The organism is Caballeronia eucalypticola, from assembly GCF_047608185.1.
GTDB lineage: Bacteria > Pseudomonadota > Gammaproteobacteria > Burkholderiales > Burkholderiaceae > Caballeronia.
This window is the reverse complement of record NZ_JBLKRU010000007.1, coordinates 114529-140732: the sequence shown is the minus strand read 5'-3', so window position 1 is coordinate 140732 and position 26204 is coordinate 114529. Positions and strand designations below refer to the sequence as shown.

Here is a 26204-nt window from a genome sequence, read left to right as displayed (position 1 = left end):
AATAACTTTGTATAAGACCGGAATAAGCGCCATGGAACCGGTAAGCGCTAACGCCAGTCGACATGGAGGCAATAATGAAAAAAGCTTGGATGTGTCTCGCTGCGATCGGAGGGCTCGCCATGCTGGCTACCTCCGCCTATGCAGCCGATAAAACTCTGGCGCTAGTGGTAAAGGGTCTGGACAACCCCTACTTCGACCTGATGCATCAAGGTTGCGAGCGGGCGAACAAGGAGCTCAAAGCCCAAGGCTACACCTGCTATTACACCGGCCCCGCGACGGCTGCTGACGAAACCGCGGAAGTGCAGATCATCGACGACTTGCTGACCAAGGGCGTGGCGGGAATGGCAATCTCTCCAGCGAACGCGCCGGCCGTAGCTGAAGAGTTGCGCCGCCGCAATGTGACGATTCCAGTGATCACCGCCGATGCCGATTTACTGCCGAAAGATGCTTCGCTGCGCAAGAGCTATGTGGGCACTGACAATTACGAGTTGGGCGTCAGGCTCGGCGAGCAGTTGAAGTTGCTCATGCCAAAGGGCGGCAATCTCTGCCTCGTGATGGGCAATCCGGCAGCCGAGAATATCAACCAGCGCGCCCAGGGCACGCGCGACGCGCTCTCCGGTAAGAAGGGAATACAAAAGCTTGCTGGAGAAAATGGCTGGAAAGAGATCAGCGCCTGTCCGCTTTACGTGAACGACGACGCAGCCAAGGCGAATCAGATGATGCAGGACACGCTGACCGCCAACGCGACCGGTCTCGATGCCTTCGTGCTCGAAGGCGGCTGGCCGCTCTTTGCACCGCAGGCCTATTCGCAAGTTGTCACGCCGATCATGGATAAGATCCAGAGCGGCAAGTTCGTCATCGTCTCAGCCGATACGCTCGGGCCTGAACTGCAGGCCCTCAAGGAACACAAGGTCAATGTCCTCGTCGGACAGCGGCCTGAGGAAATGGGCTATCAGGCAGCGATGATCATGCGCGACCTTGCAGAAGGAAAAACGGTGAAGCCGGTCATTCACACCGGTCTTGACACCTGCACGTGGAAAAACGCCGACACCTGCCTTAAGCATTAAAGGTGGTGTTTGAGATTCAGCAATTCAAGACGCGGCTTCTCAAGGCAGCGGTCTCTGCGCCTTCATCATCTCTAGATGAGGGCGCAGCCACAGCTCCAGTTGATCAGCACTCATGGCACCATCGTGACGATCTGCTTCCTGGCCGTTGCAAAAGAGGACGATAGTTGGGACGCTGCGGATTTGGTAGCGCTCTGCAAGGCGAGATTCATCTGCCGCTTCCACCTTCGCGAACAACGCCTGCCCTCCGAACCTGCGCGCGCCTGCGCCAAAGTAGGATGTCATCACCTTGGACACGCTGCACCATCGCGCCCAAAAAATAACGACGACCGGCAACCCATTCCCAGCGATAAATTGGTCGAAGTCAGCGTGCCGAAGTGTCACCGGTGTCCGGCTGAGCAACGGCTGCGCGTCTGCCCCGAGTGCGAGGGCGTTGCTGACCGGCCGACCGGACACCGTTTGATTTGATGTGAAGCTGTGGCTAGACATAGCAACTCCTGAGTCGACTGCCCGGGCTTACCTTTGCGCTTGCAAAAATTAGTGTGTGCCTAGATCCGCCGCCGCGCCACATCGATCAGTGATTTCATTGATTCAAAGCTAAGTAGCTTCGAATTCAGGCTTAAGCACGCCGTCCTTTTCGCAATTCCCATGCCTCGACACAGTATCAAGTTCGCTCCAACCGGCGACACGTTCACTCCCCAATTTCGCAGCCTCCGTCTCCGCTTCGCGTTCAACGAGTTGTCGTGCTTGCCTCCAGTATTCGTCAGCGCAACCTTCCAGGCTGCCATCCTGCTTCCAAAGTTCATTGGCACGCGTGCGAATACGCTGCGCCAGCTTAAGCGCTTCCAAGTGAAACCTCACTTTTTGATGAAGGGTCCTACTGATGTCCCTTGGGCAGGATCATTTACCTGCAGTGAGCGGTTTTTCGCGTTGCTCCAGCCTCTCGGACAGGCGCGCCAATCTTTCCAATAAGACAGCAGCGTGCTTGATCGTTGGAACGGTCGTCTCCGAAGAAGCCACCAGACCATGGATACGTTCCCGCCAGTAATCAGGCCGGGTGACCGGGTTTCGTTCTGCAATCCCTCGTTCGCCCGGTGCCTGGCGTTCAAGTTGGCCAATTATTCTTTCAATGTGAGAAAGATCCTGTTGACGACGGTCATCGACGCTCATGAATGTCACCTCTCAGTTCTTGTTTTCAACTGCGACACTATGCACTGCTGCCCTATTCACGATGGGCCACGCTCCGGGAAGCTACTGCCCGTCGTGACACGGAGCGACGCAGCACTCACCCATGTCAGGGCGTTCAAACGACTAATGATCTCCGTCAGTTTAGCTAGCGAAATGGAAGCAAACGTAACCGTCATTTCTTCCAGGCCCTTGTTCTTTTTGCAGTGCACGCTCGTCCGCTGTGCTTGCGCCGCGCTTGGTCCGAACGCCTGCCACACGGACACGACTCTCAGTTGGCCCGTCGCAGCCCGCACGGTAATACTCGCCGATGCATCGCAAGACGGGGACTCATAGGGACTTGTCATTAACATCAATACCGACTCAACAAAGGGTAATTGGAGCTCCCTGGCGCAAAAGACCACGCGCTTCTCACACTCAATTCCTGCGACGCATAACCTCCCAGCATTGCCGATGATCCATCTGGCGAAGCAACCGCTTGCGCAGGAGCTCCCGGCGATAGTGGGCAACGACCATCATGGCCGCGCCCGCGAGCACTAACAGACCAACGACGCACACCATCCACGCTTCACTCATGGAGAACTCCCTTCGGCCTTCGCGTAACTATTTTTGTGCCACCAGCAACGCTTTCTAGACGGCTTGCCGGGTCGTCTTTGAAGCAGAAATCGTTGCTGCATGAAAGTTGCTTTACGAAAATTCCGCGGCCCGCCGGGCATTTTATTAAGTGTTTCGTATAACGAATTAGTCGCAAGAATGAGCGACCTCATAGCACCGACTGCGGCCTCGAATTCGGCCGGCACATTCCGCCCCCAAAGGTTCTCGGCCAACGCTTGCAATTGGCGTTGTACCTGCGAGCCGCCTTCTAACCCTCCATCGGTAGGACAAGACAAATTATCCACGACACGAATCCGAACTCCATACCGCGCTCGCAATTCCAGACATTTAATCTTCTAGTACGTAATACTGATAATATTAATACTGATCGGATTTTAACCTGCGCGTGCTTTTCCCTTAGTACCAAAGCAACGTGGTACCCATCGTAAAAAGGGCTGCCTTTTACGCTCGGAAACGCCTGAATAGATTCGACCCCGGGGTCGGGGTATCGAAAATGCGGTTTAAAGGCCGGGAGTTTTTTGCGAAATCGCCTCTCAATGATGCAACGGTCACCGCCAAAATACACCATCGAATCCGCCCAATGTTAATGTTTTGAAAATAAACAGGGCCGGTGCATGATTGGCAAAACGTGCTAACGACGTGTTCGAAACGACGGGGTTACGGACGACCGTCGGGGCTTCACTGCAATATGCGTGACATCCGATAACGCGCTGGCAAACAATTGGAGCGCTCCATTCATATGGAGCAGACGATAAGCTCGATAATGGATTTTCGGACGTAAGCGCAGACGCAACTGAAAAAGCTCGAACGTCCGTTTTTATAATTTTATATCGATGCCGCCTTTAGTCATTTGATGTGCTTCGAAGGCGGGCGCTTCTGTTGCAAGTGCGCTCTAGAAGCGGCCTCTAAAGCCGGCCTCTAAAGCGCCTGCTCGATTTCACACACTCGCCAAGCGGAACACATTAACGGTGTCGCGCAGCATCTGCGCTTGCTCTTGCATCGACTGAGCCGCTGCCGTCGCTTCCTCGACCATGGCTGCGTTTTGCTGAGTCGTTTCGTCCATTTGAGCAATGGCTATATTCACCTGCTCGATGCCGCGGCTCTGCTCCTCGGACGCCACCGAAATCTCACCGATGATATCCGTCACGCGCTGCACCGCCTGCACCAGCGAGTGCATCGTCGTACCGGCCCGTTCCACCAGCGCCTTGCCGTCATCGACCTTGCCGGTGGACTCTTCGATCAAGCTCTTGATCTCCTTGGCGGCATCCGCGCTGCGGCGCGCCAGATTACGCACCTCGCCTGCCACGACAGCAAAACCGCGCCCTTCCTCGCCCGCACGCGCCGCCTCGACGGCCGCGTTAAGCGCGAGAATATTTGTCTGGAACGCGATGCCTTCGATCACCGAGATGATGTCGACCACGCGCGTGGAGCTGGCCGCAATACTTTGCATCGTCAAGACGACCTGCTGCACCGCCGTCCCGCCTTCGCTTGCGATCAACGATGCATTCGCCGCCATCTTGTTCGCCTGATGCGCATTCTCTGCGTTCTGCTTAACAGTGGCAGTAAGCTGCTCCATGCTCGCCGCGGTTTCACTGATCGACGACGCCTGCTGCTCAGTGCGTGCAGAGAGATCGTGGTTACCCGCTGCAATCTGCTGAGCGGCAACGGTAATGGTTTCAGTGCCGCCGCGAATCCGACGGACGGTATCGGCGAGCCGTTGCTGCATGCGTTGCATGGCGGACAACATGCTGCTTTCATCCGATGCACCCAGCGTGACATCGTGCGACAGGTCGCCGTTCGCAATGCCCTCGGCGACGCTGGTGGCATACGCCGGTTCGCCGCCCAGACTGCGCTTCACATTACGGATGATCAATATCAACGCCGCCGAGCTGACGCCTCCAATCAACAGGATCACGATCAGGTATTGGAGAAGGTTCACCTTGAACGCGTCGTTGATATCGTTCACGTACACACCAGAGATCAGGTACCAGTCCCACGGCGCGAACCGTTTGACGAAGCTGATCTTCGGCACATGTTCCGTTTTACCCGGCAAGCGCGCCATGTAGGGCACGAAGCCCTGTCCGCTGGCCTGGGCGACCTTGACCATCTCGACGAACAAAAGCTTGCCGTCAGTATCCTTGTAGTCGCTTACATCCTTCATGCGCAGATCGGCCAGCGTGGGATGCATGATGACCACGGGACGCGCGGTCGTGATGATCATGTAACCGCTACCCGGAAAGCGCATGGCTGCGAGCTTCGCCTTGGCCTGCTCCTGGGCCTGCTCGAGTGTCAGTTGATGGCTGTCCACTTGCTTCGCGTAGTCCGCAACCACGCCGTAAGCCGACTCGACCACGTTCTGCACACCGGTCTGGCGACCTTCGGTCATGGTTACACGAGACTGCCACGCGGCCCATCCACCGAGGAACAGGAGGCCAAGCCATGTGATGAGCAATGCCAGCGATAATTTGGTGTTCAAACTGAGACGGTCCAATCTACTCTCCGATGCGAGGCACAGTTCACGACTGGCGCATGGGATCGCGCGCCGCTGTGTGCATATCGGCAATTTGGAAGGATTCTGAAGTACGGGATACACCGAGCGGGGTAAAGATGAAGGCGGAATATAGCCGGGCGCGGCGTGCCGTTTATTAAACCTTCACTGAAAATACCAGCGTGTCGCGCCACTCGCCCCTGATCAGCACGTTCTTGCGATAGAGGTCCACCTGTCTCATCCCGAGTTTCTGCAGCACATGAATGGACGCGATATTTTCCGGCCTGCTGGTCGCAAAGATCTCCCGCACGTGGCGCTCGCGCACCAGGTAGTCGACCAACCGTTTCGCTGCTTCAGAGGCGAAGCCTTGATTCCAATAACGAGGATGAAGCGAGTAGCCAATCTCAGCCTCCGACTCATCTTCCGACAAAGTCGCCCGGTAACTGCCGATGAGACTGCCATCGTTAAGAACTGCGGCCAGCTCCACCGTTCTCCTGTCGGGCAGCGAACTCCCCAGCACACAGCCTTCTATAAATTCCCTGGTCTGTTCGATCGTGTTAGGCCCCCATTCCTGATGCAACACGACCTCGAGCAAGCTGGCATAGTCATGCACTGCGTCAAGATCGGACGGCTCGATATCTCTTAGATAAAGGCGATCGGCAATCAGTTTCATATCGATGCAATCCCGTCGCGTGCAACAATCCTGCCGCGCGAAACCACGAGCTTGCGCACTGGTCGCGAAACAACCGCTTCAGCCACTGTTTCAGCGTCCACCAAAACAAGATCGGCGCGCGCGCCTTCGTGCAGTCCATAGTCCTTGAACCCGCACGCCCACGCACCCAATGTGCTGACGCAGTCGAACGCAAGTGCAAGGTCTTCATCGCGGCGAAGGTCATAGCGCATGCCGACGAACATGGCGCGCTCGAGCATGTCGGGTTTACCGAATGGCGTCCACGTATCGCGTATTCCGTCGTTGCCGGCAAATAGCGTCACGCCTGCTTCGATGCAAGCGCGCATCGGAGGAACGGGCACAGATGGGGGCGCCGTAGTCAACAGCGCAACATCGAGATCCGCAATCCTTGCCAACAACGTATTGCGCTCGCGATCAGGAAGCTGACCTAAGCAAAACGCGTGACTCACGACAACACGCCCCTGCATGCCCAACGCCTTCACTCGGTCGAGCAGCAGATTGAAAGTGAACGCGCCTACCTCGCCGGGCTCGTGAAGATGGATATCGACAGGCTTCTGATGACGGTTCGCAATCTCGAACGTGGTATTGAGCGAAGTAACCGGATCCTGGTCGATAAGCGCAGGGTCCAGCGCACCGAGCACGTCGGCACCCGCCTTTAGCGCATCGTTTAGCAACGCGTCGGTCCCCGGACGGCGTAGCATGCCTGACTGCGGGAACGCGACGATTTGTATCTCCATGACGTCGGCCAGCGTTTCACGCGTCGCCAGCACGCCGTGCAAATGCCTGAGCCCTGCGTCCGTGTCTATATCCACATGCGTTCTAATGCGCGTTGTTCCCGCCGCAAGAAAAGCCCGCGCAAGCGCTAGAGATTGCGCGCCCGCATCGTGTCCCGAACTCGCGCGCCATGATCGTTCGTTCTCGATCCTGTCGATAAGCCTTGGACCCACTTCGTTGCGATACCACGGCAAGCCCCAGTTGGTTTTGTCGAGATGCGTATGGCCTTCGACAAACCCCGGCAGGACCAGCGCGCCCTGGCCGTTTTCACGCGCGACGCCGGCGCCGCGCGGCAGGTTCGGGCCGATTTCCTCTATCCGTCCGCCGCTGACAGCAATATCTACGGGGGTGCCGTCCGGCAGACGGATATTCGTGATCAACAAGCTAGCGTGCACTGGAACTCCTTGAAACATAAAAGACAATCAGCGGACTTCAAAGATCGCGTCCACTTCCACCGACGCCCCCGCCGGAAGCGTCGCCACGCCGACCGCGGTCCGGGCGTGCCGGCCTCGTTCGCCGAACACCGCGAACATGAGGTCGGAGGCACCGTTGATCACTTTCGGCACGTCAGGATAACCCGGCATGCAATACACAAAGCCGCCCATCCGATGACAACTGACCACGCGGTCAAGGTCGCCATCGAGCGCAAGATGAAGTGCAGCGAGCAGGTTAAGTCCGCAAATTTGCGCCGCCCGCTGCCCTGCTTCAAGGTCCTGCTCCGTGCCGACAGGACCGGCGTATCGAACCTCTCCTTCCCATTCGCAAATCTGCCCCGCGAGGAAGATCAGCGAGCCCGAGCGGGAGAAAGGCTTGAACGCGCCGCGAGGCGCAGGCACTTTCGGCAGGACGAGACCAAGCGCCTCAAGGCGCGCGGCAGCCGAATCCGGGTCACGTGGAACAGGCGTGGAATTCATTGACGGGTCCTCGAATTGAAATAAGCCTTAGCGTCGGATATCCAAGTGTGTCACAACATGCTGAACGAACAAAAGCGCTTGATTGATGAGGCTTTACTTAGCCATTGAACACCGTCGCGCTGCTAAGGGTGGCACCTCAAGAGGAGCCTAAAGGACGATCCACGCTCAGCGAACATTTCCATCAAGGCGCATACTCCTCGATGGTCGCGCTGCCGCGACCCCATCACGCGTCGCGGGGCAAAGATCCTGCGACTTTGTCCGCGCCCCCAATACACAATTTCCATGTCCCGCAGCCCGCAAACGTCGCGTCCGCTTGTCATTGCAGCGGTCATGGCTTCAATGGCAATGGTCGCCATAGAAGCCACCATCGTTTCCACCGCCATGCCGCAGATCGTCTCGCAGCTTGGCGATTTGCATCTCTATAGCTGGGTCTTCTCGTCCTTCCTGCTGACGCAGACCGCCATGACGGTCATCTTCGGCAAGCTCGCGGACCTGTATGGCCGCAAGCCCATCGTTCTAATCGGCATCGGCATCTTTCTGGCCGGCTCAATACTTGCCGGTTTCGCCTGGTCAATGCCCGCCATGATCGTGTTCCGGCTGATCCAGGGCGTGGGCGCAGGCGCGATCCAGCCGGTCACGCTGACGATTGTCGCCGACCTCTATCCCGCGCGCGAACGTGGCAAGGTGCAGGGTTATCTGGCGAGCGTCTGGGCCATCTCGGCGGTCGTCGGACCGATGGTCGGCGGCTTGATCATCCGCGATTTTTCGTGGGCCTGGATCTTCTGGATGAACGTGCCCATTGGCCTTGCGTCGGCGGCGGGGTTCATCGCGTTCCTTAAAGAATCGGAGCGGCACTCGCGACCGTCCATCGACTTTGCGGGCGCGGCGCTTTTCATGGTGTCCATTGCTGCACTGATGATGTCGCTGACGTATGCAGGCAATGACGACATCACGAAGGCATTGATCGCGGGCGGATTCTTTATCCTGTGCCTGCTGTTCTTCCTGATGCAGGAGAAACGCGCCACCGAACCCATGATCTCGTTCGCGCTCTGGGGCCGCCGGCCGATAGCCGCGTGTAACGGATCGACCGTCCTGTCCGGCATGATCCTGATGGGTGCAACCACATTCCTGCCGATGTACGTGCAAGGCGTGCTGCATCGTTCGCCGGTGATTGCCGGTCTTGCGTTGACCATGATGATGGTCGGGTGGCCCGTTGGCGCGACGCTGGCGGCGAAGTCGTTTCATCGAATCGGGCTTAGGCGCATCTTGATTGGCGGCAGTGCGTTTATCCCGTTAGGCGCGGTGTTCCTGATCGTGTTGTCGCCGGAAAGCTCTCCGCTGATCGCCGCGTTTGGTTCGCTCATCATGGGCTTTGGCATGGGGACGTCGAGCGTCAGTTCGCTTGTGCTGATCCAGGAGATAGTCGATATTGCGCAGCGCGGGAGCGCGACGGCCTCGAATCTGTTTTCGCGGAATCTCGGCAGCACGATTGGCGCGACTTTGTTCGGCGCTGTGCTCAATTTTGGGCTGGGTCATTCGAATGGCGCGGCCGCGGTTACATCGGACCAGTTAAAGGCGCTGCTGCAAAATCAGGTAATGAGCCTCGGCAGCAGCGATGCAATCCGTCAGGTACTGCATCAGTCGCTTCATCTGACATTTTTATCGATTTTCGTGATCGCGATTTTTGCGGTCGGGTTTCTTCTCTTCGTCCCTGCGATCACGTTGAGCCACGAGAAAAAGATGCCGTTTGAGGTGTTGTCGACGGTTGAAGATTGAGCCGCTGTTGTGGGATTGGTCTGGGATGAGGGTCGGGGTCGGGGTTGATTCTAGGTTGCGCGGGTTCTATGTTAGCGGTCGGAGTCTATACCGGGTTGCTGCTTTCCAGGTCTTCGCGCGTTTAGTGTTGGATGTTTTCTTTATCACTATTAGCCACTGCGCGTGGCAGCGCGTCATTTCTTTGTCCAAAGCGACAAAGAAACGAAGCAAAGAAAACGCTTTCACCGCTCTACCCTAAGTGTCCACAGCGTGCAGTTCCATTTCATAGGTGCCCCAAAAGCACGGTGCTCGCCAGAGCCACCGATGTTTGAACCCCTCCTTCTCGCGAATCCTGACAGTAAAACGCTTCGCCCCGTACGCTCTCGGGCAAGCACTGGCGACTGAACCCGCCCAAGGAGCGCCCCGCGCTATCCGCGAAAAACCAACCTCCAAATTTGGATGCATGCCGAACCATTTTTTAAACCACCGAGAAATGGTTCGGCAGAATGCGTGAGGCCCAATCCCTAAAATAACAGTGCGAACCGACCAGCTAACCCGAGAAGAATCACACCCATAAAAGCGCGTGAGGCCGTGCGGGTTCGTAGGGCAAGGGTGCTTGCCCGAGAGCGTACGGGGCGAAGCGTTTTACTGTCAGGATTCGCGAGAAGGAGGGTTTCACACATCCGTGGTTCTAGCGAGCACCGTGCTTTTCGGGTACCAATGAATCAAAACTGCACGCTGTGGACACTTAATTTTTAGAGAGTTGAAAGCGTTTTCTTTGCTTCGTTTCTTTGTCGCTTTGGACAAAGAAATGACGCGCTGCCACGCGCAGTGGCTAATAGTGATAAAGAAAACATCCAACACTAAACGCGCGAAGACCTGGAAAGCAGCAACCCGGTATAGACTCCGACCGCTAACGCAGAACCCGCACAACCCGGCAATGAACCCGCACAACCCACCACTGACCCGGCCCCCTAACGCCAGAAACCCGCGCAACCCCAACCGCTAACCCCGTGCGAACAAAACCCTAACCAATCATTTGCCAGCCAAAGAACACGGCTAACGAAACCGCAATAGTCAGCAGAGGCTTACGCGTAATCCCACACACAACCACAGCGACCAACGCCGCGATCAATTGCGAATTTCGCCAGGTGAGTTCGGCAGCACCGCCATGCGGCGCAATCGTCATCGGCACGATGATTGCCGTCAGCACCGTCACCGGCACGAAGTTAAGCGCCATCCGCACAATGGGTGGAAAGCTCAGGCGCTCGCCAAAAACAAAAACCGCAGAACGGATGCCATAGGTAATCACCGCCATCCCCACGATCAAAAGAACGTATTTCATTCAGCGCGCTCCATTTCCCCGGAACGTTGCTTGGATTCGGTGGACTTAGCAGAATCTTTTGCACGCATCGACAGCAGCATGCCCACCACCACGCCCACCACCACTGCCGCAAGCAAACCAAGCTTGTAAGGCCAATCATTCCACGCAAACGACAACACGCCAGCGGCCAGCGCAGCAGCCACAAAACGCAACGCAACAAGCTGCGGCACGATGATCGCAATGAACGTGGCGACCATCGCAAAGTCCAGGCCCTTCGACTGAAGACCCGGAAACGCCGAACCGAACAGCAGTCCGGCGACGGTCCATATCTGCCAGTTCACATACATGGAAACGCCCGAGCCCAGGAAGTAATACGGCCCGGTTTCGCCCGGCGCGCGGCGCTGGTAATGCGCGTAAGAGACGGCAAATACTTCATCGGTCATGAACGCGCCGAGCGTCCAGCGCCAGCGCGCAGGCAAGTGCGCGACGTAGGGCGAAAGCGTCGCTGAGTACAAGACATGACGCAGATTGACGATAAACGTGGTTGCCCAGATCACCGCAAAACTCGCATGACCGGCGATCAACCCAAGCGCGATGAATTGCGCCGAGCCGGCAAATACCGCAAGCGACATGAACTGTACCGACCACGCATGCAGCGGACCGGTGGCGGCGAGCGTGCCGAAGATCACGCCAAACGGCGCGGCGCCGACCATCATGGGAATGGTGTCGCGTGCGCCTGCGCCGAATTCGGCGAGATTACCCGGCCGATGGTCTTGATGAGCCTGATGGCCTTGATGCGTTGAGTTCAATGTCTCCTCCGTTGATAGCGAGGATAGAACGCGCCGCCTAGATACGCTTGTACGTTCTTGCGGTCCGGTTATATGCGGGACCTGCGGCGTGCGGGAGACACGCTGGCGCTAGCGCCAGCGTCCGGGCGATACACCGAAGGTCTTCTTGAAGTGCCGCGTGAAATGGCTCTGGTCGGTGAAACCGCTCGCCGCCGCCACGTCCGTGACTGGAACGCCCGCACGCAATGCATCGAGTGCGCGATTGACGCGCATCTGGTTGCGCCACGCGTGAGGGGCGAGCCCGGTCTCGCGCGTGAACAAGCGCGCCGCGTGGAAGGTCGAGAGACCCACGGTCTGCGCCAGCTCGGCAAGCGATAACGGCTCGGTCAGGTCATCGGTCAGGCAGGCTTTCATCGTATTCACGCGCACCGAGTCCTGATGCATGCGCTGCGCGAGCGGCCGTTGTCCGGCGTGACGCGCAAGCAGCGTGGATACCGCGTCGAGCAACGCATGCTCCGCGCCGAGCGCATCCAGGTTGGCTTCCATGGCTTGATGCGCGATCTGCACGCGATGGGCGAGATCGGGGTCGCGGATGACATCGGCGGAAAACCATGGCATTGGCTGGACGCTGCCAGCCACTTCGTCAGCGACAGCCTGCACGAAATCGACCGGCAGATAAAACACGCGATATCGCCAGCCCAGGTCCACCGCCCGCGCGCCGGTATGCAGCTCGCCCGGATTGATCACGGGCACCGAGCCGGCTTCCGCCACGAAATTCGACCCACGGTAGTCGTACTGCTCCGCGCCCGCTTCAATGACCGGAATGGTGTACGCGTCGTGCCAATGGGGGGTGAACGTATGGTCGTAATACTCGGCCGTGAGCATTTCCGCGCCGGGCACGAGCGGCGAGCGCCAATAGCGCGCGGAATTGCTGAAACGGGAGGCGATCATGGCTTTGCGATGCCGTGGAAGGAAACCGCAAGTTTAGCCCGGGCCACGTTTTCAGCGGATCTTGAATAATCTGCTGATTTTTCCTCACGCTTAAAGACGGCTCGATCAGACCGCGGCGGCCGACGTCTTGGTCTTGATGAAACTCGTCAGCTTCCTCCTGAGCTCCTGATCCGCACGCGCGAGCAACAAGGCCAACACAATCGAGATGCCTGCCACGACCAGCGTCTGGACGACAGGGTTCAGTACCCGGATATCGAACGATTCGAACACCAGGCGATAAATCGGGAAATGGATCACATAGAGCGGATACGAAAGTTCGCCCAGCACCTTGCAGATCCCCTTGCCAATGCCTTCAATTGACACCGAACATAGCAGCGCCACGGACAAAGGAACCAGCGTCAGCGAATTAACGAATGCCACCTTGGGACTGCCAATCGCGAAGCACGCCAGCGCTGCGATCGTGATCACCGCAGTGAATAAGAAGTGCGGCTTTTTAAACTGGAGCCCAGCCGAAAAGATCAAGACACCGGCGAAGAATTCGGCAGTAACGCGCGGGAATCCCAGCAGGAAACTTTCTGCCCGCCAGCCCGGATTGATTTGCCGAAAGATTACGGTGCAGGCAATAAACGCAATGAATGCAAGCAGCGAATATTTGGCGTTCGGCAGTTTGCGGAATTTGTACAGGTACGCAGCAAAAACGACGTTGACGAATAACTCGAAGAATAACGACCACGACGGATCGTTCAACGGAAACGTCGCACCTACGATTGAGTCCGTGCCAAAAGGCCAGCCGATATTATTGAAGTAAGGCAGCCAAGCCGCGCCCAGCACGGTGGCTGTCGCGAGCTGCGTGCCGGATATTTGCGGCGTGCCGGTTTTTGCCATCGATAGCAACACGGCGCACACGCCGAGCGCCAGCCCCAGCAGGTAGAGAGGCGCTAGCCGGACAAGCCGGACGAAGGCGAACTCGCGAAACGACATGCCGTTCAGGATCTTCTTGCTGTAACTATGCGCGATCACGAAACCGGACAGCACGAAGAACAGGTCGACTGCCACCCATGCCCCGCCGAACCAGTCCCAGCCGGTGTGTTGCGTGTAGTGGTGAAGCATGACGGCGATTGCAGCCACACCTCGCAAGCCGTCGAGCAAATCGAACCGGGTGGATTTTATGGCGCTCATAGTGTCGGACCGTCATTATCGAGCGCTCAGTGTAGGGTGAAAAAAAAGCAATCCGGATGAGGAAAAATATCCGTTTGAGTCGTCGAGCCGAGAAAATATTAGAAAATAATTCGTTGGAGGGTTTGTCAACGGGAATGAACGGTTTCAGGTTGTGATAACGCGATTAATTGAATCGATCCACTGGATTTATCCAGTCGTTTTCTTTCATTTTCATTACTATACTATCGAGTTAATTCGTTCGCAGAACCACCATGCTTAAAGGCGGTTGCTACTGCGGTAGGGTGCGCTATGAGGTACAGGAACTTGCCTTTTATTCCACACTTTGCCATTGCGCCGACTGCCGGAGTATTGCGGCGGCGCCGGTTGTCGCGTGGTTCAGCACGCCGTCTGCCGGATTTCGTTTTGTAGCGGGAACACCCCGGCGCTTTCCATCCAGCGCAAAGGTCGTCCGAACGTTCTGTCCGAATTGCGGCACTCATTTGACCTACCAGCACGCGGAACTGTCGGACCAGCTCGACATTGCAACCTGCAGCCTGAATGCGCCTGAAACCGTCGGGCCAGACGATCACACGCACACGGCAGAGCAGTTGCCGTGGATTCACTTCGCCGATGGCCTCGATACGTATTCGGGGTCAAAGCCGACCTGAACGAGTAACGGAACGCAGCGCGTACGTGTACGCCGCCCCATTTGAAAGTCACTCACGCCCGTGTTCCTGGATGTCGCGCAGCGCGTGAATTTTGAATCGTTTAGAAAACAAAAGACTTGCTAATAGACTTTGCGATGCCGCGCGCCAGCCGCTTTCGCCTCCCGCCGCCGGCAACTTAAAAAACGATCAACGTTGCCAGACCACACCACGTTTCAGGGCAAACATGAAAACTTCGAAGTTGTTGATGACGCTAGGTCTAGTCGCACTCAGCGCGCTTGCAAGTCTGACGCCGGCCCACGCGGAAGCACTGGATGACATCGCGAAGCGCGGTGTACTGCGTGTCGCCGTGCCGCAGGATTTTGCGCCGTTTGGATCGGTCGGACCGAGCATGCAACTGGAAGGGCTGGATATCGACGTGTCCGGGCTGCTTGCGAAGAAACTCGGCGCCAAGCTGGAACTCGTGCCGGTCACGAGCGCGAACCGGATTCCGTACCTGCAGACGAACAAGGTCGATCTGGTCATTTCGACGCTGGGCCGCGATGCGGAGCGCGACAAGGTCATCGACTTCTCGCAGTCGTATTCGCCTTACAACAATAGCGTGTACGGTCCCGCGAATATAAAAATCGACGGCCCGGCTGACATGGCTGGGAAGACGGTGGGTGTCGCCCGCGGCACGTTCGAAGACCTGATGCTCACGAAGAGCGTGCCGCCGTCCACCACGATCAAGCGCTTCGAGGACAACAGCGGCATGATCTCCGCCTATCTCGCAGGTCAGGTTCCGTTGGTAGGAACGGGTGATTTCGTGGCGAACAAGATTGCGGCGACTTTGCCGGCGTCGGCGCCGAATAAACCCGCGCTCAAGTATGTGATCCACGAATCGGCATGTCATGTCGGGTTGAACAAGAACGAGCCGAAGCTGATGGCAAAGGTCGATGCAATCCTGACTGAAGCGAAGAAAGACGGTGAGTTGAATGGCATCGTGGAGAAGTGGCTGCATGTGCCACTGCCGCAGAAGATGGTGCAGAGTGTGGATTGAGTTTTTGCTGTCTTGGCTATAGCTGGCAGGTTGTTAAGTGCCGATCATCACGCGGAAATGAAACAGCGTACATACTTGCTGCTTCTCACTAACGTCTTTTTGATTGCCATGGACAACGATATTCAGATCCGCTTAGCGCAGCTTGGCCTTCAATTGCCCGCGCCAATTAATCCGCTCGGATCGTATCGGACGACCGTGACCCTGGGTGACCAGCTTTTTGTTTCAGGCCTGGGCCCGTTTAAGGACGGTAAACCGGTTGTCGGAATTGTCGGCGATGACTTCTCGATCGCTGACGCGCAGGAAGCAGCGCAGCGGACCATGCTGCTGATTCTTGCTTGTGTCGAGGAAGCTTGCGGGCTGGAGAACGTTGAACGCTGCGCGCGGCTGACGGTTTATGTTCGCGCAGAGAGCGGGTTCACAGCGCACCCTAAGGTCGCCGATGGGGCGAGTGATTTGTTGCTAGCTCTTTTTGGACCGGATCGGCTGCCGGCGAGAAGTGCGATAGGTGTTTTTACTCTGCCGATGGGCATTCCCGTGGAAATTGATAGCGTTTTTCAGCTTAAACGCTAGTGCTTGGGGTGGGGGTTCTGGATGTTGGAGGGGGAGCGGTTTGGTTCATTGCCGGGTTGCTGCTTTCCAGGTCTTCGCGGGTTTTACGTTAGCTGTTTTCTTTATCACTATTAGCCACTGCGCGTGGCAGCGCGTCATTTCTTTGTCCAAAGCGACAAAGAAACGAAGCAAAGAAAACGCTTTCAACTCTCTAAAAATTAAGTGTCCACAGCGTGCGGTTTTCATTCATTGGTACCCGAAAAGCACGGTGCTCGCCAGAGCCACGGATGTGTGAACCCCTCCTTCTCCGAACACGGATACCCACACGCTTCGCCACAAGCGATTGAACCTGCCCGAAGGGCACACCGCGCTATCCGCGAACAACCTGCCGCTAAATTGGCAGGTCCGCCGCACTTCGTCGCAAACCCTTCCTGGCGCCTGCCCTTATAAGATCGACTTCTGGAACGGCGCGCCCGAGTGCTCACGCAGCTCATTGAAAACGATCTTCGGCCATGCCTTCTTCGCCACATCAATTTCCGATACATGCGAAGCAAGATACGTCGGCGCATTCGACGCATCCAACGCAATACGCGCCGAATATGCATCGGTGAAACGGCGCAGTTCAGCAGCGTCGTCACACGTCACCCATCGCGACATCCGATACCGCGCCGGCATGATCCGCACATCCACCTTGTATTCCGCCGATAACCGGTGCGACACCACCTCGAACTGCAACTGCCCGACCGCGCCCAGAATGGTCGAGCCGCCAAGCACCGGACGGAACACTTGAATCGCGCCCTCATCGCCAAGTTGCCGCAGCGCTTCACCCAACTGCTTCGCGCGGATCGGGTCCACCACTTCCACCGTCTGGAAAATTTCCGGCGCAAAAAACGGCAAGCCCACGAACTGCAACAGCTCACCTTCCGTCAATGTGTCGCCAAGGCTCAGCGTCCCATGATTCGGAATGCCGATGATATCGCCCGGGAACGCTTCACTCACGGTCTCACGACGTTGCGACAGGAACGTCACCACGTTATTCGCGCGGAAAGTCTTATTGGTGCGCGTCACCTTCAACGCCATGCCGCGCTCGAAGTGTCCCGAGCACACACGAATAAACGCCACGCGGTCACGGTGCGCCAGATCCATGTTCGCCTGCACCTTGAACACCACACCGGTAAAGCGCGGCTCTTCCGGCAACACCGGACGTTGGACAGACATCCGCATCGATGGCGGCGGCGCAAGCTCAACCAGCGCGTCCAGAATTTCCTTCACGCCGAAGTTGTTAATCGCCGATCCAAACAACACCGGCGATTGTTCTCCGGCGAGAAACTTGGCGCGATCAAACGCAGGCGTAGCGCCCGTGATCAAATCGATTTCTTCTTTCGCGCGCGCCCAGCTCGGACCAAAGCGACGTTCACCGTCAGCATCATCGAGCGCACGCACGGTTTCAACCGCACCGCCGGCAGTATCTTGTCCCGCGCGAAATACGCGCACCTGATCGTGCGCAATGTCGTAGACGCCCTGGAATTCCTTGCCCATGCCAATAGGCCAGGTGAACGGCACGGCCGCCACACCCAGGTGCTGTTCAATTTCATCGAGCAGATCAAGCGGTTGACGTACTTCCCGGTCAAGCTTGTTAATGAACGTGAGAATTGGCGTGCGGCGGCTGCGGCAGACCTCAAGCAGCTTGAGCGTCTGCGCTTCAACACCGTTGGCGCCGTCGATCACCATCACGGCAGCATCGACTGCCGTTAACACACGATACGTATCTTCAGAGAAGTCTTCGTGGCCCGGCGTATCGAGCAGGTTAATGACACAATCGCCATATTCAAACTGCATGACCGAACTCGCGACCGAAATACCGCGCTGCTTTTCGATTTCCATCCAGTCCGACGTTGCATAGCGGCTGCTCTTGCGCCCCTTCACGGTGCCTGCAATCTGGATCGCGCCCGAAAATAGCAACAGCTTTTCGGTCAGCGTGGTCTTGCCCGCGTCAGGGTGGGATATGACCGCGAAGGTGCGGCGCCGTTTGAGTTCGGAGAGTGACATCTGTACTGGAAAAGAGCTGTGGGGGTGAGCATTCGGGCGGGACTGGCCCGAAAATGGCCCGAAAAAGCCGCGTGGTGTGGATGATACACGAGGGGGGGTCCACTCGTGGCCGGGCCGGGGCCACGGCCGGGCACGCTCGCACAAACAAGAAAGGCCCCGATTGGATCGGGGCCTTTCTCAAACCGCTAAAACCTGAAGCCGGGCAAGAACCTTAAAGCTCAAAGCCTGAAGCTCAAAGCCCAGGGCTTAAAGCTTAGGGCTTCGGTGCCGACGACGGGATCGTCGTAGTCGCGGTCGTGTTCTTGTGATGCTTCTTGTGGTGATGCTTCTTGGCCTTGTGCGTGCCGCTAGCCGGTGTTGCATCGGCAGCCGTAGCAGCCGGAGCCATGGCAGCTGCCGGAGCAGGTGCCGAAGCTTGCGCGAATGCACCAGCGGAGAACAAAGCGACGAGCGTCGCGGCAACGAGTTGCTTTTTCATGGCAGTAAGATCCTTGAGGTTGATGTCGAGGTTTGTTATCGACAACGCGGCGACGACGTCGCGTGTACCCGTTTAACGTCTCATCGCGAAGTGTGTTGACACGAACTCAAAGAAAAACTGACTGCAGCCAAATAATTTTTCGTGCAAAGGATTCCACGCGTTAACGCATTTAGATGCACCCTGTACCCCGTATATTCCACTGCGTGAAATTCAGCGCCAGTACATAACCTTATTTGACAATCATTGGGCCGCTCACTCGACCCGCGTCTCATCACGCTTAAATTGCCGAAGTCGAGTTTGCATCGGCGACATTAGAAGGTGTCTCGACTCCGCCGCGCTGCCCGAGCCAGATCCAGACCATTCCTGCAAGTAACGCGCAGGCGATCATCACGCCGCTCATCGAAAAAATGCCGAGTACCGGAAACAGCAGCGCGACGAATGAGCTCGACGCCGCGCCACACAGCATCTGTATGGATGTCAGCAAGCCGCCCGCCACGCCCGCCAACTCGGGAACGGGATCGAGCGCGCCGCGTGCAGCACTGGGAGCCGCGAGCCCGAAGCAAAAAGTACTGGCCACGAGCAAGGGCATGATGGTGAGCAACGACGCGCGATGCAATACGCTCAGCGCAATCAACCCGAGCGTCGCGACAAGTGTCGTGCAAATAGCGGTCGCGAGAATGCGCCGCGATTCAAAACCGCGCGCAGCGATAAAACCATTCACCGTTGCACCCGCGACAATACCGGCGCCGGTCATGGCGAACATCGCGGCATAGATGATTGGCCTGACGTGCAGGATATGCAGCAGCACAAGCGGCGAGCCCGCGACGTACGCGAACATCCAGCCAAACCCAAAACCGTTGATGAGGATGTGCCCCAGCACCGCGCGATGTGTCAGCACGCGCCTGTACCCATCGCGGAGCCCGGACACGGCGAACCTGCCGCTGCGCTGCGGCGCGGATTCTGTCAGGCCAGCCCACGTAGCGAGTGCGGCCACCAATCCGCAGACGGCCATGACGCCGTAGATCCCACGCCACTGAATTGCCGCCAGCAGGCCGACGCCAATCGAAGGCGCAACAATCGGCGCAACGTTCGCCACTACGGTGATGGCCGCGAGACGGTGCTGCATCGCGTTGCCTTCGAACAGGTCGCGCACGATCGCGAGCGCCACCGTCATCCCCGCGCCCGCCCCAATGCCCTGCACTAATCGCGCGCCAAGCAACACGCCGATGCTGGGTGCCGCCGCCGAAACAATCCCGCCGGCCGTGAACAGCGCGAGGCCGAGCAGGAGCGTAGGCTTGCGGCCTGTTGCATCGGAAAGAGGGCCGTAGACGATCGGACCCACCGCGAAACCTGCCATGAACAGACTCAGCGTGAGCCCGGCCTGACTCGCGCTCGCATGCAACGTGCTCGCAATATCGACGAGCGCGGGCAACGCCATATCGATGGAAATAGGCGGCAATGCAGCCAGCGCGCCGAGAAAAACAGCGAACAGGATGGATTGCGGCGCGAGTCGCCAGCGTTGCATCACGTCAGCTCCGCTTAGCTTGCGGTGTCAGCACCACGCGGCCTTTCGTTCCTGCCGCCACCGCCTGGTAGGCCGCTTGTGCATCTTCCAGCGCGAAGGTCTGCGCGATAACCGGCGCCTTGTAGCTGCCATCTTCGAAACCGGGACGCAGCGCTTCCAGCATTTTCGCGGACGCAACCAGGTCGCGCTTCAAGGTATCGACACCAATCAGACGGCTTTCGTTGTGATAGAAATCCGCGAGGTTGAAGGTGACTTCGCGACGATCCGACGCCGATATCTCCACCAGCCGTCCGCCGACCTTCAGCATATGCAAGGCAGTTTCGAACATCGATCCGCCGACGGTATCGAATACGACCGCCGCGCCGCCGTCCGTCGCTTCACGAATGCGCGCGATGGCGTCGGGGGCTTGCGAGTCCACCATTGCATCCACGTAGGGACTCGTCGCGGCCGCTCCGCGCGCCACGCCCACCACCTTCGCGCCGATCCGTTTCGCGATCTGCGATGCCGCTCCGCCCACGCCGCCCACTCCGATGATCACCACGCTCTCGCCGGCCTGCAACTGCGCCGCCTCGACCACGGCGCACCACGCAGTGATGAAATTCACGCCAATCGCCGATGCTTCCTCGAACGTCAGGTTGACCGGCTTGCGGCCCAGGCTCGCAACGGGCACGACCACGTGTTCCGCATGCGTCCCGTCGCGTGTGAAACCCACGTCGCCGCCTGAGCCCCACACTTCGGCGCCCAGCCACTCGGCAGGACCGGCGATGACGACGCCCGCATAGTCGCGACCGGGCGTACGCGGCAGCGTGGTCTGGCTCATGCGCCCTGCCACGTTCTTTACGTCGCTCGGATTGATCGATGCCGCGAATACCTGGACGACGGCTTCATCGCCGGACGGCGCGGGCGTGGGCAAATCGCCGGAGAAGAGAACCGATGGATCGCCGTGCTGATTGAAGCGTAGTGCTTTCATGATTGGATTCCTCCGTTGTCATGTCTGCATTATTGCCGCGTCCGACCTTGGCGAAAAGACATCGATCCACATAGAATTGTTGCGCCAAGTGGAAAGATGAACTGGAAAGATGGACGAATTCAAGAGGGACCCAATCCATGCCCGATGAAGTCAACGACCTGCGCCTGTTCGCACAGATGGTGGACGCCGGCAGCCTTTCGGCGGCCGCGCGCCAGACCGATGGATCGACTGCCGCCATGAGCCGGCGGCTGGCCGCGATGGAGAAGCGGCTGGGCGTGCGCCTTGTCACGCGGACGTCGCGACGCTTCGACCTGACGGTGGAAGGCGCGCTGTTTCACGAGCGCGCGCTCGCCATCTTGCAGGCAGTGGACGACGCCGAGGCCGAGATCAGCGCTCAGGCGCGCGTGCCGCAGGGTTTGTTGTGTATCGGCGCGCCATCGGAGATTGGGCGCAAGCAGATCGCGCCGCTGATCGAAGCGTTCTCGGATCGTTATCCGGAGGTCGAGGTTCGGCTTGTACTGTCCGATATCGGGCTGGATGTGATCGACGACAATCTCGACGTCGCGTTGCGTATCGGCTTGCCGGCGGATACCGGTGTGATAGCGAAGAAACTGCTGTCGAGCCGGCGCATTGTGTGCGCGGCGCCGGCGTATCTGGCGCGGAATGGCACGCCGAAAACGCTTGCCGACCTCGCCACGCACGATTGCCTGCGGCTCGTGCGCGGGCAGCGTGTTTTCGACAAATGGTTATTCGTGGAAGACGGCCGGCGCCGTGAGATCCAGGTCCGCGGCACACTCTCGACCGCGAGCGGCGAAGTGCTCCACGACTGGGCGCTCAAGGGCCGTGGCCTTGCGCTGAAGGCGCTATGGGATATAGAAGACGATTTACTCGCGGGCCGGCTGATTGAGTGCCTCGCCCCTTACCACTGCGATGAAATTGAGTTATATGCGGTGTTTGCGAGCCGGCGGCATTTGTCGCCGCGAGTACGGGTCTTTCTGGATTTCGTACAGGAAACGCTTCGCGTGAAAAGCCCGGCGGCAGGCGTGCGTTAGCTGGAAATCAGTTCGAAGCCAGGGGCATCCACGGGTCATTACCGGTTGCCGGATACATGAGCGAAACCTCTTTGCTTACACGAACGATTTCATGAATGTTATCCCTGAAATTCGGGCTCTTTTCGTAGCTGATAAAGCCAGCGTCCGCAACGGCGGACAGGGTCAGCAACGCAAAAGCGATGCGCTCGGCAATGAAGAAGCGGCGGGACATTTCCAAAGTTTCCTAGAATCTTTAATTTCGCGATTATAAGGGTTTTCACCTACTTTTTGCCAGCCAAAATTGGGCGCCGACGATAGAAAACGACATCCGCCGACGCGCTGATCAGGAAAATATTGCCTCTTTTCATCACACGAAATGCCGGCGTTAATTCGTCGATGTATCGTTGTTGGCTCGTCGTTGTATTGACGTTTCAGGAAGGGGTATTACTGCTGATGGCAATCGAAGCCGAGCATCGCGCGATGGCGCAATTCCCGCCGGAGGGCTTGAAAACGGAGCGTGTGGTGCTGCGCCCCGCCGGCAGTCAGTACACCGGCGCGTTGCTGATCTACCGGCTTGCCAATCGCGCGCACCTGGACCGCTGGGAACCGTTGCGCGAAGACGCTTTCTTCACGATACAAGCCGCGAATGAACGCATGGCATTAATGGAAAGTGCGATGACGGCCGGCACCGCATTGCATCTGCTGATTTTTACGAGCGAACGCCGCGACGTGCTGATTGGCGACTGCCATTTCACGAACATCGTGCGGGGATCGTTTCAGGCATGTCATCTCGGCTATTCGATCGATCAGCATTACGAGGGACGCGGGCTGATGCGCGAGGCGCTCGTTGCGGCGCTGGGTTTTATCTTCGATGCATACCGGCTGCATCGGGTCATGGCGAGTTACAGGCCGGAAAATGATCGCAGCGGGCGCCTGTTAACCAGCCTTGGGTTCGAGCATGAAGGACTCGCCAAGGCGTATCTCAAGATCGATGGGCAATGGGCGGATCACGTACTGACCTCGCTGGTGAATCCGAAGGATTGAGCGAGGCAAGTATCACGTCCTGCACACTTTGCGGTCAGCCTGCTCGTGCTCATCGCGAGTGTCGACCGTGAAATCCGGCGCGAATCTCGCGAAATTTTCGAGCACGCCAGCCAGCGATCGCCGCACCGGCAGGATGATCAGTTCGTCACCTTCGCGCTCAATCTCACCGTCCGATCCGGTGCGATCGCGGGCGAGTTCATCGGGGATACGAATAGCGTGTGAGTTGCCGATCCGACAGGTTTTTGTGACCTATCTATTGTTCATGACTTGTTCGTACCCCTGTGAATTATGCGTCCCCGGACACCTGCACCAGCACCTTGCCGAAATTGCGGCCATCGATCATATCGAGGAAAGCCTGCGGTGCGTTCCCTAGCCCTACGGTGACGTCCTCCAGATGCTTTACCTGACCTGCCCGCAAATAACCGCCGACATCGCGCAGGAAAGCATCCCGATAGTCAGGCAAAAACTCGTAGTTGATATAACCGCGCACCGTCAGGCTGCGCGTCAAGATTGCGCGCATGGTTGCGGCGAGGCCATCGTCGGCGCCAGCAGCGTTACCCGATGTTTGCGCCATCAATCCGCAGACCGGAACGCGGCCGTATTGGTTGAGCAGAGGCAGCACAGCCTTCCACACCGCGCCGCCTATGTTCTCGAAATACACGTCGATACCTTTGGGACACGCGTTCGCCAACTGATCGGCGAAGTCGGGCGCGCGATGGTCGATGGCGGCATCGAAACCGAGTTCATCGACTACATAGGCGCACTTCTTCGCGCCGCCGGCAATGCCGACCACGCGCGCGCCGGCGATCTTGCCGAGCTGACCGACAAGCGATCCCACCGGCCCGCTCGCCGCGCCGACCACTACCGTCTCGCCGGACTTCGGTTTGCCGATTGCCGCCATGCCGGCGTAAGCCGTGAAGCCCGGCATGCCGAGCACACCGAGATAGGCGCGTGTTGCAATGCCGTCTGCGGACAGGGGAGTCAGGTCGTGGGCATCGGCTACTGCATGGCTGACCCAGCCTGCTGTCACGAGCACCCGGGTGCCGGCCGGAAGCGTTGTATTGTTGGATTCGATGACCGTGGCCACGCTCTCGCCGGGCATCGCTTCGCCGATCTGCGCGGGTTTTGCGTAAGACCGTGCGTCGTTCATGCGGCCGCGCATGTACGGATCGAGCGATAGATAGTCGACGCGCAGCAGCACTTGGCCTTTCGTTGGAACCGGCATGGGCACGTCCTCCAAACGGAAATCGGAGAGCGCGGCGCGACCGCCAGTGGGACGTGATGCCAACACGATTTGTCGGGCAGTAGGTGAGGTCATGCGGTTTCTCCTGGATCAATCGCGGGGGAACTCAGCATATACGGGCTTGCGGGATTGCGCTTTGATGTGCGGGCGAGGGGGGACGAGGCGATGTCGGTTGGCTAGGTTCTCGCGTTAGCGGTCGGATTCAATGCCGGGTTGCTGCTTTCCAGGTCTTCGCGCGTTTTATATTGCTATTTTCTTTATCACTATTAGCCACTGCGCGTGGCGGCGCGTCATTTCTTGGTCCTTAGCGACAAAGAAACGAAGCAAAGAAAGCGCTTTTAACAGCACTACCCTAAGTGTCCACAGCGTGCAGTCCCATTCATGGGTGCCCCAAAAGAATGGTGCTCGCAAGAGTCACGGATGTGTGAACCCCTCTTTCTCCGAACACAGATACCCCACGCTTCGCCACCAGTGATTGAACCTGCCCGAAGAGCACCCCGCGCTATCCGCCTAGAACCAGCCCCCAATTGGTACGCACGATGAACCACGCCGCCATCCCTCCTCAAAACGAGGCGACCAAATTGCATAAGACCGTAACCGACGAAATAACGACAGCCGACTAACCGGTTCACCAAAATCTGAAGCGGTAGTACACAGGCGGTGATTCACGGATATGACTGCGCAGACCAGGCAGCTAGCGCACGAAGAACCGAAGCATTAGATGCGCGGGAGGTCGTTAAGGTCCCATGGAAAATCGTGTTTGCCCGAGAGCGCGGGCGGTGCCGTGTCGTGTCGCTGTCTGCCGAGAGTACGCGTGAGGCCGTATAGGTCTGTGGGGCACTGGTGCTTGCCCGAGAGCGTACGGGGCGAAGCGTTTTACTGTCAGGATTCGCGAGAAGGAGGGTTTCACACATCCTCCGCTCTGGCGAGCACCGTGCTTTTGGGGCACCTATGAATGAAAACTGCACGCTGTGGGCACTTAGGGTAGAGCGGTGAAAGCGTTTTCTTTGCTTCGTTTCTTTTTCGCTTTGGAAAAAGAAATGACGCGCTGCCACGCGCAGTGGCTAATAGTGATAAAGAAATTAGCCAGAATAAAACCCGCGAAGACCTAAAAAGCAGCAACCCGGCAATGAACCAGACCGCTAACGCAGAACCACCCTCCTCAACCCCAACCGCCCCCGCCCCAAGTGCGAACGAAAACCATCACCCACCATATTTCTCAGCAAACTCATCCGCGCTAAGCGAACGAAAATCGGCCAATGCCGCGTCGATCCGCTCAGCATCCCAATCCCACCACGCGATCTGCTGCAAGCGCTCCGCCGTGCGAGCCTCAACCCGAAACCGCAGCACATGCGCAGGCACGCCAACAACAATCGCGAACGGCGGCACATCCTTGGTCACGACCGCGCCCGAACCAACGGCCGCCCCCGTGCCAATCTTTACCCCAGGCATGACGATCGCATCGTGGCCAATCCACACATCGTGACCCATCTCCACCCTGTCCTGCGCACGCCATTGGAAAATCTCCGTATCGTCGTCGAGCGAGAGACCGTACGACCGTGAACGATAAGTAAAGTGGTGATGCGTCGCGCGCCACGTTGGATGGTTAGGCGGATTGATACGAACACCCGTAGCAATATTCGCGAACTTGCCAATATGTGCATGGGCAATCTGGTTGTCGCCCATCGCATAACCGTAATCGCCAATCACCGATGCAGCCACCTGGCTGCGCGGACCTAAATAGGTATAGCGCCCGAAGTCGCTTGCACGAACCACGGCTGTCGGATGAATCTCGGGCTCTATCGATAAGGTTTGGCCAAGCGTCCACGGATCGACGCCGACGCCATGATTAATCAGCATAAAAAATTCTCAGAGGTTCAATGATGAAAAGCTGACGCGGAACA

The 26204-nt window shown here is 57.9% G+C and carries 26 protein-coding genes; 8 read left to right on the top strand and 18 right to left on the bottom strand.

Annotation, left to right across the window (positions count from 1 at the left end; all coding sequences use genetic code 11):
* Positions 1-74: 74 nt before the first annotated feature.
* Entirely contained in the window at positions 75-1067 is a 993-nt protein-coding gene (locus ACMX25_RS11010; RefSeq protein ID WP_414949827.1) for a sugar-binding protein, read from the top strand.
* Positions 1068-1106: 39 nt separating this feature from the next.
* Here ACMX25_RS11010 and ACMX25_RS11005 read toward each other — a convergent pair whose 3' ends face one another.
* The 7 genes from ACMX25_RS11005 to ACMX25_RS10975 all read right to left on the bottom strand — a co-directional run bounded on the left by ACMX25_RS11005 (position 1107) and on the right by ACMX25_RS10975 (position 7731).
* Complete coding sequence (locus ACMX25_RS11005) at positions 1107-1553, bottom strand: thioredoxin family protein (protein ID WP_414949826.1); 447 nt, start codon at positions 1551-1553, stop codon at positions 1107-1109.
* 108 nt (positions 1554-1661) lie between these two features.
* A complete protein-coding gene (locus ACMX25_RS11000) occupies positions 1662-1925 on the bottom strand; it encodes a DUF2934 domain-containing protein (RefSeq protein ID WP_414949824.1) in 264 nt (87 codons plus the stop codon).
* A gap of 39 nt (positions 1926-1964) precedes the next feature.
* The gene (locus ACMX25_RS10995; protein ID WP_414949823.1) at positions 1965-2234 is read right to left on the bottom strand and encodes a hypothetical protein; all 270 of its coding nucleotides are present in this window, start codon (positions 2232-2234) and stop codon (positions 1965-1967) included.
* 1567 nt (positions 2235-3801) lie between these two features.
* Entirely contained in the window at positions 3802-5355 is a 1554-nt protein-coding gene (locus ACMX25_RS10990) for a methyl-accepting chemotaxis protein (RefSeq protein WP_414949822.1), read from the bottom strand.
* Positions 5356-5509: 154 nt separating this feature from the next.
* Positions 5510-6025 carry a GNAT family N-acetyltransferase gene (locus ACMX25_RS10985; protein WP_414949821.1) on the bottom strand — a complete coding sequence of 172 codons (516 nt, stop codon included), beginning with the start codon at positions 6023-6025 and terminating at the stop codon, positions 5510-5512.
* Positions 6022-7230, bottom strand: coding sequence for an amidohydrolase family protein (locus ACMX25_RS10980; RefSeq protein ID WP_414949820.1), 1209 nt, complete (start codon positions 7228-7230; stop codon positions 6022-6024). Before ACMX25_RS10980 ends, ACMX25_RS10985 begins: the two co-directional genes overlap by 4 nt.
* A 9-nt stretch (positions 7231-7239) precedes the next feature.
* The gene (locus ACMX25_RS10975) at positions 7240-7731 is read right to left on the bottom strand and encodes a RidA family protein (protein ID WP_414949818.1); all 492 of its coding nucleotides are present in this window, start codon (positions 7729-7731) and stop codon (positions 7240-7242) included.
* A 282-nt stretch (positions 7732-8013) separates the two neighbouring features.
* Between ACMX25_RS10975 and ACMX25_RS10970 the strand changes: the two genes are divergently transcribed.
* Entirely contained in the window at positions 8014-9507 is a 1494-nt protein-coding gene (locus tag ACMX25_RS10970; protein ID WP_414949817.1) for an MDR family MFS transporter, read from the top strand.
* Positions 9508-10513: 1006 nt separating this feature from the next.
* Here ACMX25_RS10970 and ACMX25_RS10965 read toward each other — a convergent pair.
* The 4 genes from ACMX25_RS10965 to ACMX25_RS10950 all read right to left on the bottom strand — a co-directional run bounded on the left by ACMX25_RS10965 (position 10514) and on the right by ACMX25_RS10950 (position 13728).
* On the bottom strand, positions 10514-10831 hold the full coding sequence (locus ACMX25_RS10965) for an AzlD domain-containing protein (RefSeq protein WP_414949816.1): 318 nt from the start codon (positions 10829-10831) through the stop codon (positions 10514-10516).
* Positions 10828-11526: an AzlC family ABC transporter permease gene (locus tag ACMX25_RS10960; RefSeq protein ID WP_414949968.1), complete on the bottom strand. Its 699-nt coding sequence runs from the start codon at positions 11524-11526 to the stop codon at positions 10828-10830. The genes ACMX25_RS10965 and ACMX25_RS10960 overlap by 4 nt, the downstream gene beginning before the upstream one ends.
* A 201-nt stretch (positions 11527-11727) precedes the next feature.
* Positions 11728-12549: a helix-turn-helix transcriptional regulator gene (locus ACMX25_RS10955; RefSeq protein ID WP_414949815.1), complete on the bottom strand. Its 822-nt coding sequence runs from the start codon at positions 12547-12549 to the stop codon at positions 11728-11730.
* 105 nt (positions 12550-12654) lie between these two features.
* Positions 12655-13728 carry an acyltransferase family protein gene (locus ACMX25_RS10950; protein ID WP_414949814.1) on the bottom strand — a complete coding sequence of 358 codons (1074 nt, stop codon included), beginning with the start codon at positions 13726-13728 and terminating at the stop codon, positions 12655-12657.
* 251 nt (positions 13729-13979) lie between these two features.
* On the opposite strand from ACMX25_RS10950, the gene ACMX25_RS10945 reads away from it, so the two are divergent.
* The 3 genes from ACMX25_RS10945 (at position 13980) to ACMX25_RS10935 (ending at position 15981) form a co-directional block, all read left to right on the top strand.
* On the top strand, positions 13980-14375 hold the full coding sequence (locus ACMX25_RS10945; RefSeq protein ID WP_414949813.1) for a GFA family protein: 396 nt from the start codon (positions 13980-13982) through the stop codon (positions 14373-14375).
* Positions 14376-14598: 223 nt separating this feature from the next.
* Positions 14599-15411, top strand: a complete 813-nt coding sequence (locus tag ACMX25_RS10940; RefSeq protein WP_414949812.1) for a transporter substrate-binding domain-containing protein — start codon at positions 14599-14601, stop codon at positions 15409-15411.
* 108 nt (positions 15412-15519) lie between these two features.
* Positions 15520-15981 (top strand): RidA family protein, encoded by a 462-nt coding sequence (locus ACMX25_RS10935; RefSeq protein WP_414949967.1) that lies wholly within the window; start codon positions 15520-15522, stop codon positions 15979-15981.
* A 423-nt stretch (positions 15982-16404) separates the two neighbouring features.
* Here the strand turns inward: ACMX25_RS10935 and ACMX25_RS10930 are convergent, their stop codons facing one another.
* The 4 genes from ACMX25_RS10930 to ACMX25_RS10915 form a co-directional block, all read right to left on the bottom strand.
* Positions 16405-18009 carry a peptide chain release factor 3 gene (locus ACMX25_RS10930; protein ID WP_414949811.1) on the bottom strand — a complete coding sequence of 535 codons (1605 nt, stop codon included), beginning with the start codon at positions 18007-18009 and terminating at the stop codon, positions 16405-16407.
* 253 nt (positions 18010-18262) lie between these two features.
* A complete protein-coding gene (locus tag ACMX25_RS10925; RefSeq protein WP_414949809.1) occupies positions 18263-18487 on the bottom strand; it encodes a hypothetical protein in 225 nt (74 codons plus the stop codon).
* 277 nt (positions 18488-18764) lie between these two features.
* A complete protein-coding gene (locus ACMX25_RS10920) occupies positions 18765-20012 on the bottom strand; it encodes a multidrug effflux MFS transporter (protein ID WP_414949808.1) in 1248 nt (415 codons plus the stop codon).
* A 4-nt stretch (positions 20013-20016) separates the two neighbouring features.
* The gene (locus ACMX25_RS10915) at positions 20017-20982 is read right to left on the bottom strand and encodes a quinone oxidoreductase family protein (protein ID WP_414949807.1); all 966 of its coding nucleotides are present in this window, start codon (positions 20980-20982) and stop codon (positions 20017-20019) included.
* Positions 20983-21119: 137 nt separating this feature from the next.
* Between ACMX25_RS10915 and ACMX25_RS10910 the strand changes: the two genes are divergently transcribed.
* Positions 21120-22034 carry a LysR family transcriptional regulator gene (locus tag ACMX25_RS10910; RefSeq protein ID WP_414949806.1) on the top strand — a complete coding sequence of 305 codons (915 nt, stop codon included), beginning with the start codon at positions 21120-21122 and terminating at the stop codon, positions 22032-22034.
* 7 nt (positions 22035-22041) lie between these two features.
* Here the strand turns inward: ACMX25_RS10910 and ACMX25_RS10905 are convergent, their stop codons facing one another.
* Positions 22042-22245: a hypothetical protein gene (locus tag ACMX25_RS10905; RefSeq protein WP_414949805.1), complete on the bottom strand. Its 204-nt coding sequence runs from the start codon at positions 22243-22245 to the stop codon at positions 22042-22044.
* 164 nt (positions 22246-22409) lie between these two features.
* Here ACMX25_RS10905 and ACMX25_RS10900 point away from each other — a divergent pair, with 164 nt between their 5' ends.
* Together ACMX25_RS10900 and ACMX25_RS10895 are read left to right on the top strand one after the other, a co-directional pair.
* Positions 22410-23057, top strand: coding sequence for a GNAT family N-acetyltransferase (locus ACMX25_RS10900; RefSeq protein WP_414949803.1), 648 nt, complete (start codon positions 22410-22412; stop codon positions 23055-23057).
* Positions 23058-23102: 45 nt separating this feature from the next.
* Entirely contained in the window at positions 23103-23279 is a 177-nt protein-coding gene (locus ACMX25_RS10895) for a hypothetical protein (RefSeq protein ID WP_414949801.1), read from the top strand.
* Positions 23280-23343: 64 nt separating this feature from the next.
* Here the strand turns inward: ACMX25_RS10895 and ACMX25_RS10890 are convergent, their stop codons facing one another.
* Together ACMX25_RS10890 and ACMX25_RS10885 are read right to left on the bottom strand one after the other, a co-directional pair.
* Positions 23344-24375, bottom strand: coding sequence for an NADP-dependent oxidoreductase (locus ACMX25_RS10890; protein WP_414949800.1), 1032 nt, complete (start codon positions 24373-24375; stop codon positions 23344-23346).
* Between the two features lie 1128 nt (positions 24376-25503).
* Positions 25504-26160 (bottom strand): LbetaH domain-containing protein, encoded by a 657-nt coding sequence (locus tag ACMX25_RS10885; RefSeq protein WP_414949798.1) that lies wholly within the window; start codon positions 26158-26160, stop codon positions 25504-25506.
* Positions 26161-26204 lie beyond the last annotated feature (44 nt).

What these genes read in the sequence shown, in the direction of transcription:
- ACMX25_RS11010 (WP_414949827.1), top strand. Translation starts at nt 75, where the DNA reads ATGAAAAAAGCTTGGATGTGTCTCGCTGCGATCGGAGGGCTCGCCATG.
- ACMX25_RS11005 (WP_414949826.1), bottom strand. Translation starts at nt 1,553, where the DNA reads ATGTCTAGCCACAGCTTCACATCAAATCAAACGGTGTCCGGTCGGCCG.
- ACMX25_RS10995 (WP_414949823.1), bottom strand. Translation starts at nt 2,234, where the DNA reads ATGAGCGTCGATGACCGTCGTCAACAGGATCTTTCTCACATTGAAAGA.
- ACMX25_RS10985 (WP_414949821.1), bottom strand. Translation starts at nt 6,025, where the DNA reads ATGAAACTGATTGCCGATCGCCTTTATCTAAGAGATATCGAGCCGTCC.
- ACMX25_RS10980 (WP_414949820.1), bottom strand. Translation starts at nt 7,230, where the DNA reads ATGTTTCAAGGAGTTCCAGTGCACGCTAGCTTGTTGATCACGAATATC.
- ACMX25_RS10975 (WP_414949818.1), bottom strand. Translation starts at nt 7,731, where the DNA reads ATGAATTCCACGCCTGTTCCACGTGACCCGGATTCGGCTGCCGCGCGC.
- ACMX25_RS10970 (WP_414949817.1), top strand. Translation starts at nt 8,014, where the DNA reads ATGTCCCGCAGCCCGCAAACGTCGCGTCCGCTTGTCATTGCAGCGGTC.
- ACMX25_RS10965 (WP_414949816.1), bottom strand. Translation starts at nt 10,831, where the DNA reads ATGAAATACGTTCTTTTGATCGTGGGGATGGCGGTGATTACCTATGGC.
- ACMX25_RS10960 (WP_414949968.1), bottom strand. Translation starts at nt 11,526, where the DNA reads ATGATGGTCGGCGCCGCGCCGTTTGGCGTGATCTTCGGCACGCTCGCC.
- ACMX25_RS10955 (WP_414949815.1), bottom strand. Translation starts at nt 12,549, where the DNA reads ATGATCGCCTCCCGTTTCAGCAATTCCGCGCGCTATTGGCGCTCGCCG.
- ACMX25_RS10950 (WP_414949814.1), bottom strand. Translation starts at nt 13,728, where the DNA reads ATGAGCGCCATAAAATCCACCCGGTTCGATTTGCTCGACGGCTTGCGA.
- ACMX25_RS10945 (WP_414949813.1), top strand. Translation starts at nt 13,980, where the DNA reads ATGCTTAAAGGCGGTTGCTACTGCGGTAGGGTGCGCTATGAGGTACAG.
- ACMX25_RS10940 (WP_414949812.1), top strand. Translation starts at nt 14,599, where the DNA reads ATGAAAACTTCGAAGTTGTTGATGACGCTAGGTCTAGTCGCACTCAGC.
- ACMX25_RS10935 (WP_414949967.1), top strand. Translation starts at nt 15,520, where the DNA reads ATGGACAACGATATTCAGATCCGCTTAGCGCAGCTTGGCCTTCAATTG.
- ACMX25_RS10930 (WP_414949811.1), bottom strand. Translation starts at nt 18,009, where the DNA reads ATGTCACTCTCCGAACTCAAACGGCGCCGCACCTTCGCGGTCATATCC.
- ACMX25_RS10925 (WP_414949809.1), bottom strand. Translation starts at nt 18,487, where the DNA reads ATGAAAAAGCAACTCGTTGCCGCGACGCTCGTCGCTTTGTTCTCCGCT.
- ACMX25_RS10920 (WP_414949808.1), bottom strand. Translation starts at nt 20,012, where the DNA reads ATGCAACGCTGGCGACTCGCGCCGCAATCCATCCTGTTCGCTGTTTTT.
- ACMX25_RS10915 (WP_414949807.1), bottom strand. Translation starts at nt 20,982, where the DNA reads ATGAAAGCACTACGCTTCAATCAGCACGGCGATCCATCGGTTCTCTTC.
- ACMX25_RS10910 (WP_414949806.1), top strand. Translation starts at nt 21,120, where the DNA reads ATGCCCGATGAAGTCAACGACCTGCGCCTGTTCGCACAGATGGTGGAC.
- ACMX25_RS10905 (WP_414949805.1), bottom strand. Translation starts at nt 22,245, where the DNA reads ATGTCCCGCCGCTTCTTCATTGCCGAGCGCATCGCTTTTGCGTTGCTG.
- ACMX25_RS10900 (WP_414949803.1), top strand. Translation starts at nt 22,410, where the DNA reads ATGTATCGTTGTTGGCTCGTCGTTGTATTGACGTTTCAGGAAGGGGTA.
- ACMX25_RS10890 (WP_414949800.1), bottom strand. Translation starts at nt 24,375, where the DNA reads ATGACCTCACCTACTGCCCGACAAATCGTGTTGGCATCACGTCCCACT.
- ACMX25_RS10885 (WP_414949798.1), bottom strand. Translation starts at nt 26,160, where the DNA reads ATGCTGATTAATCATGGCGTCGGCGTCGATCCGTGGACGCTTGGCCAA.